This is a genomic window from Pseudomonas sp. B10(2017) (assembly GCF_002113295.1).
Classification (GTDB): domain Bacteria; phylum Pseudomonadota; class Gammaproteobacteria; order Pseudomonadales; family Pseudomonadaceae; genus Aquipseudomonas; species Aquipseudomonas pudica.
In genome coordinates this window covers 1-12,863 of record NZ_NEJU01000011.1, presented here as the reverse complement: position 1 = coordinate 12,863, position 12,863 = coordinate 1, and the positions used below count along the sequence as shown (strand labels likewise).

The following is a 12,863-nucleotide window of genomic DNA, read 5'->3' as shown; positions in this document are numbered from 1 at the left end:
TGCCGGCGATTGGAGGGCAAAGCCCTCCTTGTACACAGAAACACCAGAGCTGCGGAAAACCCGAGGCCCAAAGAGGCCCACCGCGCCCCATCAACCTCACTGACTGCCCCGATGTACACCAAAAATTTCGTCAACCCGTGCCCCGACTGGGCCACGGCGTTACTCAACGGCTTCAGCCAGGTGCTGCTGCTGCGTGCCCCCCTGTGCGGCCTGTGCTGCCTGCTGGCCATCCTGCTGACCGCCCCCGGCCTGGTCGGTGGTGCCCTGCTCGGCGCCCTGGCCGGCCTGCTCACCGCCCAGGCACGCGGCTACGACCGTGCCGACCGCCAAGCCGGGCTGTACAGCTACAACGGCGTCCTGATCGGCATCCTGATCAGCGTCGTACTGCCCTGGTCGGCCATCCTGCCGCCATTGATCATCGCCGCTGGCGGCCTGTCCAGCATCATCACCCGCCAATGGCGCAAGCGCGGTGGCAAGCTGTTGATCGCCTACACCGCCCCCTTCGTGCTGCTTGGCTGGGCAGTATTGCTGATAGCCACCCCCTCGCCCAGCGGCTTCGTCGAGGCCGACCCGCTTTACGCGTTGGCGCGTGGCGTGGGCCAGATCTTCCTGCTCGACCAGCCCCTGGCCGGTCTGCTGATCATCATCGGCATGTTCATCGCCAACCCTTATGCCGCAATGTGGGCAGTGATCGGTTCGGCCATCGGCGGCGGCGCGGCACTGCTCACCGACCAGGCGCAAGCCGCCTGGCTGGGCCTGTATGGTTTCAACGCTGCGCTGGCGGCACTGGCGTTCAGCAGGCAGGGTGAAAAGCCGTGGGTGACACTGCTGGCCATTGCCCTGGCCCTGCTGCTGCAACCACTGTTCAAGCTGCTACCGGTGCCCGGCCTGACCGCGCCCTTCGTCGCCGCCTGCTGGCTGATGCACCTGGGCAACCACCTGGCCCAGCCTCGGCAGCGTGACGCCAGCCGCTTGCACAGCTGAAATGCAGCCCCTAGGCTCAGCCCATCGCTTTTGTGGAACGAGCCAATGAACAATCCTGCGAGCCTGCGCGAGCAGCTCTACATCATCGTCTTCCAGACCGATACCGTGGCTGGAAGACGCTTCGACAAGATCCTCCTGCTGATCATCCTGGCCAGCCTGGTTACCGTCATCCTCGACAGCATCGACGAAGTACACCAGGGCTACGCCGGCCTGCTGGCCGGCATCGAGTGGGGCTTTACCGCGATCTTCCTGGCCGAGTACCTCACCCGCCTGTACTGCTCGCCCAAGCCTTTGCGCTATGCCTTCAGCTTCTATGGCCTGGTCGATCTGCTGGCGATCGTGCCGGGGATCATCGCGCTGTACTACAGCGACGCCCAGTACCTGCTGATCATCCGGGTGATCCGGATGCTGCGGATTTTCCGCGTGCTCAAGCTCAGCCCCTATCTGAAGCAAGCCCATTACCTGATGGAGGCGCTGCGCGGCAGCAAGCAGAAGATCATCGTGTTCCTGGTGACGGTATCGACCCTGGTGACGGTGTTCGGCACCTTGATGTATGTGATCGAAGGGCCTGAGCATGGCTTTACCAGCATTCCCAAGGGCATCTACTGGGCCATCGTTACCCTTACCACGGTAGGCTTTGGCGATATCGTGCCGAAAACCCCGCTTGGGCAGGTGCTGTCCTCGCTGGTGATGATTACCGGTTATTCGATCATCGCCGTACCGACCGGGATCTTTACCGCCGAGCTGGCCAATGCCATGCGCGGGGAACAGTTGCAGCACGACTGCCCGACCTGCAGCAAGAAGAGCCATGAGCATGGCGCGGCGTTCTGTTCGCGTTGCGGGAATGTGCTGTTTCCCAAGCAATGATGTCGCCTGTTCCGGCCCTATCGCCGGCAAGCCAGCTCCCACAGGTACTGCACAATGCCCAAGACCTGTGCAGTACCTGTGGGAGCTGGCTTGCCGGCGATAGGGCCAGTACAGTCAGCAGCATAACCAAAGTCGTTTTAGTTCTTTAGCCGTTACAAACCCACCCGCTATAGTCGCAGGCAAACTGCCAACACCTTCTCGATAACAAGGAAGCAACGTGAAAAAACTCTTCACCGCCTCGCTGCTCGCCGCAGGCCTTGCCTTGGGCAATTTCGCCCAGGCCGCCCCCACCCTGCTCAACGTTTCCTACGACGTGATGCGCGACTTCTACAAGGACTACAACCCGGCCTTCCAGAAGCACTGGGAAGCCGAGCACAACGAAAAGGTCAACGTGCAGATGTCCTTCGGCGGCTCGAGCAAGCAGGCGCGAGCGGTGATCGATGGCCTGCCGGCCGATGTCATCACCATGAACATGGCCACCGACATCAACGCCCTGGCCGACAATGGCAAGCTGGTGCCGGACAACTGGGTCAGCCGCCTGCCGAACAACAGCGCGCCGTTCACCTCGGCCACTGTGTTCATCGTGCGCAAGGGTAACCCCAAGGCGCTGAAAGACTGGCCCGACCTGCTCAAGGATGGCGTGCAGGTGATCGTGCCCAACCCCAAGACCTCGGGTAACGGCCGCTACACCTACCTGTCGGCCTGGGGCTATGTGCTCAAGCAAGGCGGTGATGAAAACAAGGCCAAGGACTTTGTCGGCAAGCTGTTCAAGCAGGCGCCGGTATTGGACACCGGTGGCCGTGCCGCCACCACCACCTTCATGACCAACCAGATCGGCGACGTGCTGGTAACTTTCGAGAACGAAGCCGAAATGATCGCCCGCGAGTTCGGCCGCGACCAGTTCGAAGTGGTCTACCCGAGCGTGTCGGCCGAAGCCGAGCCGCCGGTCAGCGTGGTCGACAAGGTAGTGGCGAAGAAAGGCACCCAGGCTGCGGCCGAGGAATACCTGAAGTACCTGTGGTCGCCTGCCGCTCAGGAAATTGCCGCACAGAACTACCTGCGCCCGCGTGATGCGACGGTACTGGCCAAGTACACCGACCGCTTCCCGAAAGTGGACTTCCTGTCGGTGGAGAAGACCTTCGGTGACTGGCGCACCGTGCAGAAGACCCACTTCAATGATGGTGGGGTGTTCGACCAGATCTACACCAACAATCAGTAATTGATGCAGGCAGGTCCGGCCCTGTCGCCGGCAAGCCAGCTCCCACAGGTACTGCACAGGTCTTGAGTACTGTGGAGTCCCTGTGGGAGCTGGCTTGCCGGCGATAGGGCCGGTACAGGCGACATCAGACCTGGCGGAATACCAGGGCCTTCAAGCCCCCCGCCGGGTCCACGTCAGGAAACTCCGGTGGGTTCTCCAGCCGTTCGACGAAATTCAGCGACGGCGCATGCTCCGCCATCCCCTCGATCAGGAACTCCGGCCCGATGCCCGGGTCGTTCACGCACGCCAGCACCGTCCCGCCCTCGCTCAACAACTCCGGCAAGCGCCGCAGGATCTTCGCGTAATCCTGGGTCAGTACAAAACTGCCACGCTGGAAGGTGGGCGGGTCGATGATGATCAGGTCGTACGGCCCGTACTTGCGCACCTTGCCCCACGACTTGAACAGCTCGTGCCCCAGGTACGCCACCCGCGACGCATCGTGACCATTGAGGCGGTGGTTGTCACGGCCCCGGGACAACGCCGACTTGGCCATGTCCAGGTTCACCACCTGCTCGGCGCCACCGGCAATCGCCGCCACCGAGAAACCGCAGGTGTAAGCGAACAGGTTCAGCACACGCTTGCCCGCCGCCTGCTCGCGAACCCAACGCCGACCATAGCGCATGTCGAGGAACAGGCCATTGTTCTGCCGCACGCCCAGGTCCAGCAGGTAGGTCAGCCCATCCTCGACCACCTCGCGCTGCTGGCACGGTTCGCCCAGCAGCCACTGGCCCGGGCTGTCGGGCAGGTAGCGATGCTGGAGAAGGATGGCCTGGCCAGTCCACTGCGGGCGCTCGGCGAGATTACGCAGCATGGCCTTTAGTTCGGCCAGCTGGCCTTCCGCTGGCTCGCGGAACAGGGCGACCGACAGCACGCCCTGCAGCCAGTCGACGGTAACCTGCTCCAGGCCCGCCCAGCAGCGACCGCGGCCGTGGAACAGGCGGCGGGTTTCCTGCGGGGCAGGGTCGAGGGCGGCGAGCAGGTGTTGCTCCAGAGTCTGGATCGGCGAAGTCATCATGGGTCGCAAGCTGGCAAAAGCGGCATTCTACCCCCTGAGGGCGCTTCGCGCCCTATCGCCGGCAAGCCAGCTCCCACAGGTCCTGCGCAAGCTTCGAGTCCATTGCAGTACCTGTAGGCAAGCCAGGCCCCTATAGGTACTGCGCTTGGCTTGAGCCCGATGCGGTCGAGGTGGGAGGTGGCTTGCCGACGATAGGCCGCAGAGCGGCCTCAATGGCCCTTGACCGCTATCGTCCTGGGCCTGAACCACCACCCCTGCTGCATTCCCGCCGCCGCCAGCAGGATCAACGCCACCCCTAGCCACTGCAACGGTGCCAGCCGGTGCCCGAACGCCACCCAGTCCACTAGAATCGCCGCAATCGGGTAGATGAACGACAGAGCCCCGGTCAGCGCCGTGGGCAAGCGCTGGATGGCGCTGTACAGCAACACATACATCAACCCGGTGTGCACCATGCCCAAGGTCAGCAGGCTGGCCAGCGCCGGCATTTCACCCGGCAAGCCGCCAAGCTTGACCCACGGCGCCAGCAACAGCACACCCGTGGCCACCTGGATCAGCGCGATCAGGTGCGGTGGCGTGCCACTCAGGCGCTTGATGATCAACGCCGCGATGGCGTACAGGAAGGCCGCCCCCAGCGCCAGCGCGATGCCCAGCAAATAGTCCTCGCCGCCACCCTGCCCCGCGCCATGGGCACTGACGATGGCCAGCATGCCGAGGAACGCCACACTCAGCCAGGTGACCTTGGCCAGGGTAATCTTCTCGCCCAGGAACACCGCCGCCAGCCCCACCAGCATGAACGGCTGCACGTTATATACCGCCGTGCCGATGGCAATCGACGCCCGCGAATAGGAGGCGAACAGCAGCACCCAGTTGCCAACGATGGCAACACCGCTGGCAATCGCCAGCAGGAACGCCGTGCGGCTGATCACGCCCGGCCGCAGGAAACCGAACCCCGCGCAGATTGCCAGCAAGGTCACGGCACCGAACACGCAGCGCCAGAACACCACCTCGAGCACCGGCTGGCCGGACACCAGCACGAACCAGCCGATGGTCCCGGAAATCAGCATGGCAGCAATCATTTCCAGCGAGCCACGACGCAATGAACTGTCCATCTCATACCTCCTGTTGAAGATGGCAACAGTATGCAAAGGTTGCTGGCCGGCCTTCCAGCGGATAACGAAGGAAGATTGGAATGTTTGCCTTTACTATCAAGGCAAATCAATCGAACAACCTTATCGAGGTAACCATGACCGATGCCATCGACCAACTGCTGATCAACGCGCTCATGGAAGACTCGCGCCGCTCGCTCAAGGCCCTGGCGCAAATCAGCGGGCTTTCGGCGCCCAGCGTCAGCGAACGCCTGCGCCGCCTGGAGGAGCGCGGCGTGTTGCGCGGTTACACCGTAGAGGTCGACCCGCGTGCCTTTGGCTACCAGTTGCAGGCCATCGTGCGCATCCGCCCGCTCCCCGGGCAGTTGCAGGAGGTGGAACGGCAGATTGTCGCCATTGCGGAGTTCACCGAGTGCGACAAGGTAACTGGCGAGGACTGCTTCATTGCCCGGCTGCATGTGCGCTCGATGGAGCAGCTGGATACCCTGCTCGACCGCATCAATGTGCTGGCCGAGACCAACACCGCCATCATCAAGAAAAGCCCGGTGAAGCGGCGGTTGCCGCCGATGGATTGATTTCTTCCTGTTCTGGCCTCTTCGCGGGCACGCCCGCTCCCACAGGATCTCCACAGTCCAGGATGCTGTGCGGCCCCTGTGGGAGCGGGCGCGCCCGCGAAGAGGCCAGCACAGGAAAAAGCTGACTAAATTTTGTACACAGGAATGTCACCTTAAGTGCCGTTTTTGTGTGCACTTTCCCAGATCACGCCCCAATACGTTACACACTTCCCACAACTTATTCTGACCAAATGATCAACTAAATCATCTTCGAAAAATTTAAAACTGTTCATTTGGTCAACTTATATTCCCTTCATTTCATAAACTTATATTTCAGAATGATAGATTCAAAATGATGGCCAACTGAAAGTTGCTACTTGCTTGGCATGGAACTCGCTTTTGTGTGTTCGTGTTTTGTATACAAATCAAGCAAAACATAAATACACAAGAACCCGCGACGCCGCCCAAACATCGGCCGCCGCGCCCCAAACCCTGAGATGCCAACGCTGCACCGACGAGATTGGCGAGCCCGTGCGCATGCCCGCTCATCGCAGTCCACGTGCATCAGGAGCCCGCCGGAATGAGTACCAGCCTCGACCTTGCCCCTGAACTATCCGTCGCCAGCACCCACCCCGCGTCCCCTCTAGCCGGCAGCCAGCCGGAACTTGCCTTGAGCCCGCGCCTGCATAACCGCGACCTTGCCCCGACGCGCATAGAAGGCCGCCGCTGGGGCGGCTACAGCATCTTCGCGCTGTGGACCAACGATGTGCACAACATCGCCAACTACTCGTTCGCCATGGGCTTGTTCGCCCTTGGCCTGGGTGGCTGGCAGATCCTGCTGTCGCTGGCCATCGGCGCGGCGCTGGTGTACTTCTTCATGAACCTGTCCGGCTACATGGGGCAGAAGACCGGCGTGCCGTTCCCGGTCATTAGCCGCATCGCCTTCGGTATCCACGGCGCACAGATCCCGGCGCTCATCCGCGCGGTCATCGCCATCGCCTGGTTCGGCATCCAGACCTACCTGGCTTCGGTGGTGCTGCGCGTGCTGCTCACCGCCGTATGGCCACAAATGGCAGCCTACGACCATGACAGCATCCTGGGCCTGTCGAGCCTGGGCTGGGTATGCTTCGTGTCGATCTGGATGGTACAGCTGGTGATCCTGGCCTACGGCATGGAGATGGTGCGCCGCTACGAGGCCTTTGCCGGCCCGGTGATCCTGCTGACCGTCGCCGCCCTGGCGGTGTTCATGTACTTCAAGGCCGACGCCCGCATCGCCTGGTCGGTGGCCGAACCGCTGACCGGCTACGAGATGTGGCGCAACATCTTTGCCGGCGGCGCGCTGTGGCTGGCGATCTACGGCACCCTGGTACTGAACTTCTGTGACTTCGCCCGCTCCTCGCCATGCCGCAAGACCATCCGCGTCGGCAACTTCTGGGGCCTGCCGGTAAACATCCTGGTGTTCGCCATGATCACCGTGGTGCTGTGCGGCGCGCAGTTCCAGATCAACGGCCAGATCATCGACAGCCCGACCCAGATCGTTGCCGCCATACCCAGCACAGCATTCCTGGTACTGGGCTGCCTGGCCTTCCTGATCGTCACCGTGGCGGTGAACATCATGGCCAACTTCGTCGCCCCGGCCTTCGTCCTCAGCAACCTGGCACCGCGTCACCTGAACTTCCGTCGCGCCGGGCTGATCAGCGCCACCCTGGCGGTGCTGATACTGCCTTGGAACCTGTACAACAGCCCGCTGGTGATCGTGTATTTCCTGTCCGGCCTGGGTGCCCTGCTCGGCCCGCTGTACGGGGTGATCATGTCCGACTACTGGTTGCTGCGCAAAGGCTGCATCAACGTGCCGCAGCTGTACAGCGAAGACCCGGCCGGCGCCTACCACTACACCAAGGGCATCAACCTGCGCGCGGTGGCCGCCTTCGTACCGGCTGCACTGCTGGCCATCGTCCTGGCCCTGGTACCCAACTTCCACGGCATCGCGCCGTTCTCCTGGCTGATCGGTGCCGGTATCGCCGCCGCCCTGTACCTGCTGATCGCACCACGCAAATGTCATTACCACGACGTCAGCGGTGAATGCATCGCCGTTGACCACAGCAGCCATTGACCAGGGACGACTACCCATGCGCATTCTCATCGCTAACGTCAACACCACCGAAGCCATCACCGAAGCCATTGCCGAACAGGCCCGTGCGGTGGCCGCGCCCGGCACCGAAATCATCGGCCTCACCCCATGGTTCGGTGCCGAGTCGGTAGAAGGCAACTTCGAAAGTTACCTGGCCGCCATTGCGGTGATGGATCGAGTGCTGGCCTACGAAGGCCCTTACGACGCCGTGATCCAGGCGGGTTACGGCGAACATGGCCGCGAAGGCCTGCAGGAACTGCTGAACGTGCCAGTGGTGGATATCACCGATGCCGCCGCCAGCACGGCGATGTACCTGGGCCATGCCTACTCGGTGGTGACCACCCTGGACCGCACCGTGCCGCTGATCGAGGACCGGCTGAAGCTCTCCGGCCTGTATGACCGCTGTGCATCGGTACGCGCCAGCGGGCTGGCGGTGCTGGAGCTGGAAGCCGACCCACAGCGCGCCGTGGAGGCGATTGTCGAGCAGGCGGAACGCGCCGTGCGTGACGACAAGGCCGAGGTGATCTGCCTGGGTTGCGGCGGCATGGCTGGTTTGGACGAGCAGATCCGCCAGCGCACCGGCGTGCCGGTTGTGGATGGCGTGAGCGCGGCGGTGACCATAGCCGAATCGCTGGTGCGCATGGGCTTGAGTACTTCCAAGGTACGCACCTATGCCACGCCACGGGCGAAGAACGTGGTGGGTTGGCCGATGCGGTTCGGGCGCTAACCCTCTATTTGCCTGTGCCGACCTCTTCGCGGGCTTGCCCGCTCCCACAGGCCCCCACCGCTCTCAAGGGCTGTGCTGTACCTGTGGGAGCGGGCAAGCCCGCGAAGAGGCCGGTACAGGCAAACCATCAACAGCGGATCAGGTCGGGCAGCTATGCGCACCATCATTCAGGCCCTGACGCACGTTGCGGCTGAGCAGGCTGGCCTTGCCGTCATGCCAGGTCAGGGTCAGGACGTACAGGGTGTCGAAGTCGTCGCCGCTCCAGTCCTCGGTGATCACCCGCTCTTCACCGAGGGCCTTGCCAGCCACGGCATTGATCAGGTCGGGGAGGTAGCCATGCGACCAGGCGGTGTACACGGTCGCGTTACGGTACTTGTCACGCAGCAACTCTTCGGCCAGCGCGTCGGTGTCGTTGGCGCCGTAATCGATGTTTACCGGCAGGCCCAGGCGAATGGCGCTGGGGCTGATGGTCATCAATGGGCGAATGTAGCTGTAGCTTTCGTCCTTGCTGCCTTCCTCAACATGCCGCGAGGGGTTGGCAGCGAACACGTAGTCGGCCTTGCCAAAGCGCTCGGGCAACACGGTAGCCAGGTCCAGCGCACGGTTGAGGCCCTGGCAGTTCAACTGCCCCAGCCCCTCGCCCGGCTTCTCGGCGTGACGCAGGAACACCAGGGTCTGTGTGCCATCCACCGGTTGCGCCCGGCTTTCGACAGCTTCCAGCGCCAGCGGTACGGCTATGGCTGTAAGCGTCAGGCTCAGCAACCAGTGACGACGGCGGCGGAAGAACGTTGGCAACTTCATCAAGACGGGCCCATGTGGCAGAAAGAATCGGGTAGACCCGCCACATCGCCCCGCCAACAGCACCGCGGGGCATCCTTGTAGTGAATGCCGTCCCTGGCAACGAGTGTGGGTGAGAGTGCCCTGAACCCGTTTGGTTCCTCCCTGGAGGTGATGCCGTTCCCTAGGCAAGGCTTAGATTAGAGGATGGGTGTTGCTGAAATGTGCAGGGCCCAAGAACATCAGGTTGCAATGAGGCCACTCAATCATCCCGCGTCAGCACTTCCAGCAATTCGATCTCGAAGGTCAAATCCGAATTCGGCGGGATCGCCCCCACGCTGCGTTCGCCATAGCCCAGGTGCGCCGGTACCAGCAGTTTGCGCTTGCCGCCAACGCGCATCCCCATCAGGCCTTGATCCCACCCCTTGATTACCCGACCAGTGCCGATCACGCACTGGAACGGCTTGCCGCGCGACCAGGACGAATCGAACTCGCTGCCGTCGGCCAACCAGCCGGTGTACTGGGTGGTGATCAGGGCGCCTTTGACGGCGGCTTTGCCATCTCCCTGCACAAGGTCGATGATCTGCAGTTCTTGGCTCACGGGGCATACTCCAACACTGGAAACAAAGCCGCCCTTTTCGCAGGAATGCACCGGTTTGGCAAGTTCGCGTGCCCGTCAACCGAGCTGCTCGAAGGCTTCCTGGCCGGTCAGTTCCTTGGTCTGGTTGGCGAAGCAATACCAGGCGGGCTTCTCTTCGACGAAAATCTGCAGGTCGAAATCCCATTCCTGGTCGCCGTCGAGCAGGCCGACCGGCACGGCATGGAAGTCATTGGCTTTCAGGCGGTAGTACAGGTGCGTGCCGCACTGGCCGCAGAATCCACGCTGGGCCCAGTCGGAAGATTCAAAGACGCTGGGGGCGCGCCCTTCGATTACTGGTGGCTGGCTGCAATGCACCACCAGCAATGGGCCTCCGGTCCACTTGCGGCACATGCTGCAGTGGCAGGCGCTGATTTGGGTGTTGTCGACGGTGACCTTGAGGCGGGTGGCGCCGCACAGGCAGGTGCCGTGTTTTTCCAGGGCCATGACTGGCTCCTTGAGCGGAAGATGGGCCAGCAAGTATAGATGCCTGTACCGGCCTCATCGCCGGCAAGCCGGCTCCCACCACGACCGCGCCGCTCTCAGGCCAGTGCAGTACCTGTGGGAGCTGGCTTGCCGGCGATGGGGCCGGTACAGGCAGCACAAGGCAGTTGCCCAAGGTCAGATGTACACGGTACCGCGCAGGTACAACGCCGCCCGCCCGCTGATGATCACCCGGCCGTTACCCGGCACTTCGCACTGCAGCTGCCCTTTGCGCCCCCCTCCCTGCTCGCAGCTCAGCACGTTCCTTCCCAGACGCTCGGCCCATATCGGTGCCAGTGAGGTGTGCGCCGAGCCCGTAACCGGGTCTTCGTTCACGCCGACCCGCGGGCCGAACCAGCGGGTGACGAAATCAAAGCCACGCCCTGCCGCGGTAACGGCGATGCCGCGCACATCGAAGGCCGATAGCGCAACGAAGTCCGGCTGCAGGGTGTCGAGCAGCAAGGCGTCATCGATCACCACCACGTAGTCGTCACTGCGGTACAGCGCCTGTGCCTGGCCAAGGCCCAGCGCCTGCAACAGGCCCGGCAGCATATCCACGGCGACCGGCTGCTTGGCCGGAAAGTCCATGGCCAGCAGCCCGTCGGCGTTGCGGCTGACGCGCAGCTCGCCACTGCGGGTGTTGAAACGCAGTACCTGCGCCTGCTCGCCCAGCTGTTCGAACAGCACATAGGCCGAGGCCAAGGTGGCATGGCCGCACAGGTCGACTTCCACGGTCGGGGTGAACCAGCGCAGGTCAAAGGTTTCGCCGTTGCGCACGAAGTAGGCGGTTTCCGACAGGTTGTTCTCTTCGGCGATGCGCTGCAGCACATCGTCCGGCAGCCAGCTTTGCAGCGGGATCACTGCCGCCGGGTTGCCCCCGAATGGTTCGGCGGAAAACGCATCGACCTGGAAGATTTCAAGTTGCATGCACACACTCCTTGTTGCCCGATCGCTGCCAGGCAGATGTATGAAAAGGGTTACTGGCGTACCGGGGTCAACACGGCTTCGCCGGCAAAGAACGCCTGCAGATTGCGCAGCACCAGGGTCACCGTGTCGCGCGCCGCCTCCGGCGACTGGCCGGCCACGTGGGGGGTGAGCACGGTGTTGCCAAGGGCCTTGAGGGCATCGGGTACAGCCGGCTCGTCGTCGAACACGTCCAGTGCCGCACCGGCAAGCTGGCCATGCTGCAACGCGGCCACCAGGGCCTGGGTGTCGACCACGCTGGCACGGGCGATATTCACCAGGTAGCCCTCGGCCCCCAGGGCCTCGAGCACCTGCGCATCGACCAGATGGCGAGTATTGGCACCGCCGGGGGTTGCCACAACCAGGATGTCGACGGCATCGGCCAGGTGCTGCGGGCTGTCGTACCAGGTGTACGGCACATCCTGGCGCGGCGTGCGGCTGTGGTAGCTGACGGGCATGGCGAAGCCCAGATGGGCGCGCCTGGCGATTGCCAGGCCCACCGCACCAAGGCCGAGAATGCCCAGGCGCTTGCCGCTCACCGAAGGGCTGATCACCCGGTTCCATTCACCCCGGCGGGTGCTGGCATCGGCGCGGGGTATGTCGCGCAACAGCGCCAGCAGCAGGGCGAGGGTGTGGTCGGCGACCGCCTCTGCATTGGCCCCGGCGCCGTTGGTGACGGTGATGCCGCGCGCAGCGGCGGCGGCCAGGTCCACCTGCTCATAGCCAGCACCGATCACACAGATGATCTGCAGGTTGGACAGCGTGTCGATTTCGCTGGCAGTCAGGCCCAGCGGGCCGCGGGTGAGCACGGCATCGATTTCATGGGCATGGCGCTGGATGGCCTCGGCCCGCAGTTGCGGCGAAGGAGCACGGATCAAACGGTAACCGGCCTGCTCCAGCAGGGGCAGGTAATCGTCTACGGTTTCCACCAGCACCAGGACTGTCTTGTGCATGCCACCTCCGGGTCAGTTCGAAGCGACATTATGTGGAGTCACCGGCCAGTACAGTCAACCGAAATAAAGAGGTGAAACTGCACTGTTCTGCTTAGCTCTGCTCTTGCTCTTGCTCTTGCTCTTGCTCTTGCTCTTGCTCTTGCTCTTGCTCTTGCTCTTGATCTTGCTCTTGATCTTGATCTTGATCTTGATCTTGATCTTGATCTTGATCTTGATCTTCGCGACTTCAGGAGGCCGAGCAGAGGTCTTGCGAAGGGAGGTGACGGGCATGGATGCCCGTCAAGCGCTGAGGCCCCATGGATGGGGCCTGCAGCGCGTACTCCCGGGAGCAAGACCGGCGCGAGGGAACCCCGGAGCGCAGCGGAGGGGCCGGATGATGGGAGCGCAGCGTTTTTTGGTTACTTTTTG

14 protein-coding genes are annotated in these 12,863 nt (G+C 62.9%); 6 read left to right on the top strand and 8 right to left on the bottom strand.

Annotation, left to right across the window (positions count from 1 at the left end; all coding sequences use genetic code 11):
- Window positions 1–111 precede the first annotated feature (111 nt).
- The 3 genes from CAF92_RS14830 (at window position 112) to CAF92_RS14820 (ending at window position 3,070) form a co-directional block, all read left to right on the top strand.
- On the top strand, window positions 112–984 hold the full coding sequence (locus CAF92_RS14830; protein WP_085601233.1) for an urea transporter: 873 nt from the start codon (window positions 112–114) through the stop codon (window positions 982–984).
- A 45-nt stretch (window positions 985–1,029) separates the two neighbouring features.
- A complete protein-coding gene (locus CAF92_RS14825; RefSeq protein ID WP_013973544.1) occupies window positions 1,030–1,851 on the top strand; it encodes an ion transporter in 822 nt (273 codons plus the stop codon).
- Window positions 1,852–2,068: 217 nt separating this feature from the next.
- Window positions 2,069–3,070, top strand: coding sequence for a sulfate ABC transporter substrate-binding protein (locus CAF92_RS14820; protein WP_046615020.1), 1,002 nt, complete (start codon window positions 2,069–2,071; stop codon window positions 3,068–3,070).
- 124 nt (window positions 3,071–3,194) lie between these two features.
- Here CAF92_RS14820 and CAF92_RS14815 read toward each other — a convergent pair whose 3' ends face one another.
- Both CAF92_RS14815 and CAF92_RS14810 read right to left on the bottom strand, forming a co-directional pair.
- Window positions 3,195–4,121, bottom strand: a complete 927-nt coding sequence (locus CAF92_RS14815; protein WP_085601232.1) for a class I SAM-dependent methyltransferase — start codon at window positions 4,119–4,121, stop codon at window positions 3,195–3,197.
- Between the two features lie 212 nt (window positions 4,122–4,333).
- Window positions 4,334–5,233: a DMT family transporter gene (locus tag CAF92_RS14810; RefSeq protein ID WP_085601231.1), complete on the bottom strand. Its 900-nt coding sequence runs from the start codon at window positions 5,231–5,233 to the stop codon at window positions 4,334–4,336.
- 134 nt (window positions 5,234–5,367) lie between these two features.
- Here CAF92_RS14810 and CAF92_RS14800 point away from each other — a divergent pair, with 134 nt between their 5' ends.
- The 3 genes from CAF92_RS14800 (at window position 5,368) to CAF92_RS14790 (ending at window position 8,642) form a co-directional block, all read left to right on the top strand.
- Window positions 5,368–5,805 (top strand): Lrp/AsnC family transcriptional regulator, encoded by a 438-nt coding sequence (locus CAF92_RS14800; protein WP_025340043.1) that lies wholly within the window; start codon window positions 5,368–5,370, stop codon window positions 5,803–5,805.
- Between the two features lie 559 nt (window positions 5,806–6,364).
- Window positions 6,365–7,897 carry an NCS1 family nucleobase:cation symporter-1 gene (locus tag CAF92_RS14795; RefSeq protein ID WP_046615017.1) on the top strand — a complete coding sequence of 511 codons (1,533 nt, stop codon included), beginning with the start codon at window positions 6,365–6,367 and terminating at the stop codon, window positions 7,895–7,897.
- A 16-nt stretch (window positions 7,898–7,913) separates the two neighbouring features.
- Complete coding sequence (locus CAF92_RS14790; RefSeq protein WP_085601230.1) at window positions 7,914–8,642, top strand: aspartate/glutamate racemase family protein; 729 nt, start codon at window positions 7,914–7,916, stop codon at window positions 8,640–8,642.
- A 138-nt stretch (window positions 8,643–8,780) separates the two neighbouring features.
- Here CAF92_RS14790 and CAF92_RS14785 read toward each other — a convergent pair whose 3' ends face one another.
- The 6 genes from CAF92_RS14785 to CAF92_RS27460 all read right to left on the bottom strand — a co-directional run bounded on the left by CAF92_RS14785 (window position 8,781) and on the right by CAF92_RS27460 (window position 12,725).
- Window positions 8,781–9,443: a hypothetical protein gene (locus tag CAF92_RS14785; protein ID WP_025340046.1), complete on the bottom strand. Its 663-nt coding sequence runs from the start codon at window positions 9,441–9,443 to the stop codon at window positions 8,781–8,783.
- A 238-nt stretch (window positions 9,444–9,681) separates the two neighbouring features.
- Window positions 9,682–10,020: an FKBP-type peptidyl-prolyl cis-trans isomerase gene (locus CAF92_RS14780; RefSeq protein ID WP_046615015.1), complete on the bottom strand. Its 339-nt coding sequence runs from the start codon at window positions 10,018–10,020 to the stop codon at window positions 9,682–9,684.
- A gap of 75 nt (window positions 10,021–10,095) precedes the next feature.
- Entirely contained in the window at window positions 10,096–10,503 is a 408-nt protein-coding gene (locus tag CAF92_RS14775) for a GFA family protein (protein ID WP_085601229.1), read from the bottom strand.
- A gap of 174 nt (window positions 10,504–10,677) precedes the next feature.
- Window positions 10,678–11,466, bottom strand: coding sequence for a PhzF family phenazine biosynthesis protein (locus CAF92_RS14770; RefSeq protein WP_085601228.1), 789 nt, complete (start codon window positions 11,464–11,466; stop codon window positions 10,678–10,680).
- 50 nt (window positions 11,467–11,516) lie between these two features.
- Window positions 11,517–12,455, bottom strand: coding sequence for a 2-hydroxyacid dehydrogenase (locus CAF92_RS14765; RefSeq protein ID WP_085601227.1), 939 nt, complete (start codon window positions 12,453–12,455; stop codon window positions 11,517–11,519).
- 54 nt (window positions 12,456–12,509) lie between these two features.
- The gene (locus tag CAF92_RS27460) at window positions 12,510–12,725 is read right to left on the bottom strand and encodes a hypothetical protein (RefSeq protein ID WP_178081797.1); all 216 of its coding nucleotides are present in this window, start codon (window positions 12,723–12,725) and stop codon (window positions 12,510–12,512) included.
- Window positions 12,726–12,863 lie beyond the last annotated feature (138 nt).

Bases quoted from the DNA above. Each gene is read 5' to 3' on its own strand.
- CAF92_RS14830 (WP_085601233.1), top strand. From the start codon at position 112: ATGTACACCAAAAATTTCGTCAACCCGTGCCCCGACTGGGCCACGGCG.
- CAF92_RS14825 (WP_013973544.1), top strand. From the start codon at position 1,030: ATGAACAATCCTGCGAGCCTGCGCGAGCAGCTCTACATCATCGTCTTC.
- CAF92_RS14815 (WP_085601232.1), bottom strand. From the start codon at position 4,121: ATGACTTCGCCGATCCAGACTCTGGAGCAACACCTGCTCGCCGCCCTC.
- CAF92_RS14810 (WP_085601231.1), bottom strand. From the start codon at position 5,233: ATGGACAGTTCATTGCGTCGTGGCTCGCTGGAAATGATTGCTGCCATG.
- CAF92_RS14800 (WP_025340043.1), top strand. From the start codon at position 5,368: ATGACCGATGCCATCGACCAACTGCTGATCAACGCGCTCATGGAAGAC.
- CAF92_RS14795 (WP_046615017.1), top strand. From the start codon at position 6,365: ATGAGTACCAGCCTCGACCTTGCCCCTGAACTATCCGTCGCCAGCACC.
- CAF92_RS14790 (WP_085601230.1), top strand. From the start codon at position 7,914: ATGCGCATTCTCATCGCTAACGTCAACACCACCGAAGCCATCACCGAA.
- CAF92_RS14785 (WP_025340046.1), bottom strand. From the start codon at position 9,443: ATGAAGTTGCCAACGTTCTTCCGCCGCCGTCGTCACTGGTTGCTGAGC.
- CAF92_RS14775 (WP_085601229.1), bottom strand. From the start codon at position 10,503: ATGGCCCTGGAAAAACACGGCACCTGCCTGTGCGGCGCCACCCGCCTC.
- CAF92_RS14770 (WP_085601228.1), bottom strand. From the start codon at position 11,466: ATGCAACTTGAAATCTTCCAGGTCGATGCGTTTTCCGCCGAACCATTC.
- CAF92_RS14765 (WP_085601227.1), bottom strand. From the start codon at position 12,455: ATGCACAAGACAGTCCTGGTGCTGGTGGAAACCGTAGACGATTACCTG.
- CAF92_RS27460 (WP_178081797.1), bottom strand. From the start codon at position 12,725: ATGCCCGTCACCTCCCTTCGCAAGACCTCTGCTCGGCCTCCTGAAGTC.